Below are 3769 nucleotides of genomic sequence, written 5' to 3' on the forward strand. Positions count from 1 at the left end.
AGAGGATAATGATAATCCAACTATTGGTTTATTAATTTGCAAATCAAAAGATGATACTGTTGTTGAATACTCTTTTAAAGATATAAAAAAGCCAATCGGAATTAGTGAGTATCAATTAACAAAAATTTTGCCTGATCAATATAAATCTTCTCTGCCAACAATTGAAGAAATTGAAGCAGAATTATCATTTGAAATTATTGAGTGAAATGCAGGTAACAAAACACTCCCCGCTCGATTTCGTATCGAAGATTTGTGGTTTACCCCGTTGGATAGTGTATTTTAAATTATTGCCTTTTTTATGAAAAGTAATATCCTACGGGGTAAATCAAAGTTGAGATTTTCGTTAAAAGTTGGGTGGAAATTTGAAGGACCGGGGCAGTGACCAACCATTAAGCACATCAAAAAGTTATATTCAATCAAAGTCTTATCCAAACTGTATAATCTAACCAATGGGGTGTCTCTACCCGCCAAGAAGTTTGTGAAGCATAGATTGGACACAAATGAGTGTGATAAACAACAGCACTTAGAAAAAAATGATTCGGCAGATAAACCCCTGTTGAATATTAAAATACAAAGCATTCAACGGGGATATTACACTTTTTACAAAAAATTTTTATCTTGCGAAAATCCACTTTTTCAGTGTTCATCTGCGTCGAATCCCTACTTTACGGACAGACTCTAATTAAGATTATTGACAGTAAATGATAAGATTGACGTTTGTAACATTGATGTAAAACAAAATTATATTAAGGAAAAATTATGGAATTAAATTTATTGGAAAGAGAAATTAAACAGATAGAAGAAAAAATACTTGAACTTCGGCGGTATCTTTGAAGTTGATAATAAAATAAAACAAGTATCTGAACTGGAAAAACAAATGGCTCAACCTGATTTTTGGAATGATCAGGAAGAAGCCAAAAAAGTATCAGGGGAAGTTAGTAATCTAAAAGATGATATTGAGATTGCAGATAAAATTACTGCTTTCCACGAAGAATTGTCTGCATTTCTGGAACTCCTCCAATTGGAAGAAGACGAGGAACTGGCAAAAGAAGCAGAAATAAAATTAGGAAAAACCAAATCATTTCTCGATAAGCTGGAACTTAGATTATTACTTGATTCTGAGGAAGATAAAAACGATGCCATCCTTGAAATTCATTCCGGAGCAGGTGGAACAGAATCGCAGGACTGGGCGGAAATGCTTCTGCGAATGTATTTGCAATGGGCAAAAGATCAGGATTACAAAAGTTTATTGTTGGACAAACAAGCAGGCGATGTGGCTGGTATCAAATCCGTAACAATTGAGATCAAAGGAAAAAATGCTTATGGATTTTTGAAATCAGAGAGTGGGGTGCATCGTTTGGTTCGCATTTCTCCCTTTGATTCGAATCACAAAAGGCACACATCATTTGCGTCTGTATTCGTTTTTCCGGAAACCAACGAAGAAATTGAAATAGAAATCAATGAAAGCGATTTGAAAATTGATACCTATCATGCCAGTGGTGCCGGCGGACAGCATGTAAATACTTCGGATAGTGCAGTTCGAATTACCCATATTCCCACAGGAATCGTAACTCAGTGCCAGTCCGAACGTTCGCAATACACAAATAAGGCTAATGCGATGAAGGTGCTGAAAGCAAGACTATTGCAGAAGCAAAAAGAAGAGCAGGATAAGGAAAGGCGAAAGTTGGAAAATAATAAGAAAAAAATTGAGTGGGGGAGCCAAATTCGTTCTTATGTCTTCCATCCTTATTCAATGGTAAAAGACCATCGCACCGAAGTAAAAACAGGAAACGTCGAAGCTGTCATGAACGGAAATATTGACCTGTTTATTGATGCATTTTTAAAGATGAAATAAAAACTGTTCCCTAATTTCACGAATTAGCATGAATTTTTTTTGTTTTAAATTAGTGAAATTGGTGTAATTAGAGTCTGTCCGTAAAGTAGCCTTTTCGAGAAGTCACGGACAACTCCGTTTGAAGAGTCGGCACGGACCATTCCGTTTGAAGAGTCGGCACGGACCATTCCGTGCCGAATAAAAAGTTATTTATTAAGTTAATTAGCGTTATATTTGTGAGTTGGAGAAACTGAAGTCAATCCGCCAGCCAGTGGATTAACTCAAGATTTCCATTTGCGGATGGACACTAATTAGCGGACTATATTTTTTATTAAGGAAGGATAATATGCAAAACGAAAATCAATTGATAAATGCCAGAAAGCAAAAATTGCAACGACTCGACGATTTGGGAGCAAACCCGTATCCGAGAACCACAAAAAGAACTCACTTAATTTCCGAAATATTTACTGAATCGGAGAAATTTCTCGAAAACAATGATCTGAAAATCAGTATAGCCGGAAGAATTCGCTCATTACGGAAAATGGGGAAAGCAAGTTTTTTTCATCTTGAAGATAGAACCGGAAAAATTCAGGTTTACATTCGCAGAGACGAAGTGGGTGAAAACGAATACAAGATATTCAAATGTTCTGACCTCGGAGATTTTCTCAACATCACCGGATATGTTTTCAAAACCCAAACCGGGGAACTTAGCCTTAGAGCAGGAAAAGTAAAATTTCTTGCAAAAGCGATTCGCCCTCTGCCAACCGTAAAAGAAAAGGAAGAGGACGGGAAAAAAGTCCGCTATGACGAATTCGCAGATAAAGAATTGCGTTACAGAAAACGCTATCTCGACCTGTTGCTGAATCCCGAAGTAAAAGAAACTTTCCAAAAAAGAAGCAAGATCATCAAAATGATGAGAAATTTTCTTGACTCACGCAATTTTATCGAAGTGGAAACTCCCATTCTGCAACCCCAATATGGGGGAGCTGCTGCTCAACCATTTATCACAAAGCACAACAAATTGGATATGGAACTTTTTTTGCGAATTGCGGACGAACTTTATCTCAAACGCCTTATTATCGGCGGATTTGAACGCGTCTATGAAGTTTGTAAAGATTTTCGCAACGAGGGAATGGACAGAACGCACAATCCCGAATTCACCATGATCGAACTTTATCAAGCCTATGCGGATTATAATGACGTGATGGATTTGGTGGAAGACATGCTCACGGAAATCGCCACGGAAATTTGCGGAAGTTTGGAATTTGAATTTGATGGAAATAAGATAAATATGGAAAGACCTTGGCCTCGCAAACCTCTTCTTTCACTAATTAATGAATATGCAAAAATTAATATTCAACAAATGAGTTTGGAAGAGATGATAAAATTTTGCGATGACCACGAAATCGAACTTGAAGCAAAAACTTATGGAAAAGTTATTGATGAGATTTTTTCCACTTTCGTTGAACCAAACTTGATTCAGCCTACTTTTGTTACTGATTTTCCCAAAGAGATCTCTCCGCTTGCCAAATCAAAACCGGATAATCCGAAGATTGCCGAGCGTTTTGAAATATTTATCGGTGGAGCGGAAATTGGAAATGCTTTCACCGAATTGAACGACCCGATTGACCAACGAGAAAGATTGGAAGAACAGGCTGCCAACAGAAATCTCGGTGATCTCGAAGCAAATGAAGTAGATGAAGATTTCCTCGAAGCAATGGAATATGGAATGCCACCAACCGGCGGTCTCGGTCTCGGGATTGATAGAATTGTGATGCTATTCACAAATTCACATTCAATCAAAGATGTGATATTTTTTCCGCAAATGCGTAAGAAAATTTGATGCCGGAAATTTTGGAAATTTTAATTTAGTACTCATTAGAGTTAATTAGAGCCTGTCCGTAAAGTACTATTTTTCGACCTCACCCCGACCCT

3 protein-coding genes are annotated in these 3769 nt (G+C 37.3%); all 3 read left to right on the plus strand.

Going from position 1 to position 3769, the window contains the following annotated elements:
* A partial coding sequence (locus U9P79_05015) for a PDDEXK nuclease domain-containing protein (GenBank protein MEA2103988.1) occupies nucleotides 1-205 on the plus strand: 205 nt, incomplete at its 5' end.
* A 554-nt stretch (nucleotides 206-759) separates the two neighbouring features.
* Nucleotides 760-1855, plus strand: a protein-coding gene (gene prfB, locus U9P79_05020) for a peptide chain release factor 2 (protein MEA2103989.1) whose coding sequence is annotated in 2 segments (ribosomal slippage) — nucleotides 760-822 and nucleotides 824-1855 — 1095 coding nt in all. Because the reading frame shifts where the segments join, the coding sequence is not laid out codon by codon here.
* A 325-nt stretch (nucleotides 1856-2180) separates the two neighbouring features.
* Nucleotides 2181-3677, plus strand: coding sequence for a lysine--tRNA ligase (gene lysS / locus U9P79_05025; GenBank protein MEA2103990.1), 1497 nt, complete (start codon nucleotides 2181-2183; stop codon nucleotides 3675-3677).
* Nucleotides 3678-3769: the final 92 nt, after the last annotated feature.

This window comes from Candidatus Cloacimonadota bacterium (assembly GCA_034661015.1).
GTDB lineage: Bacteria > Cloacimonadota > Cloacimonadia > JGIOTU-2 > JGIOTU-2 > JAYEKN01.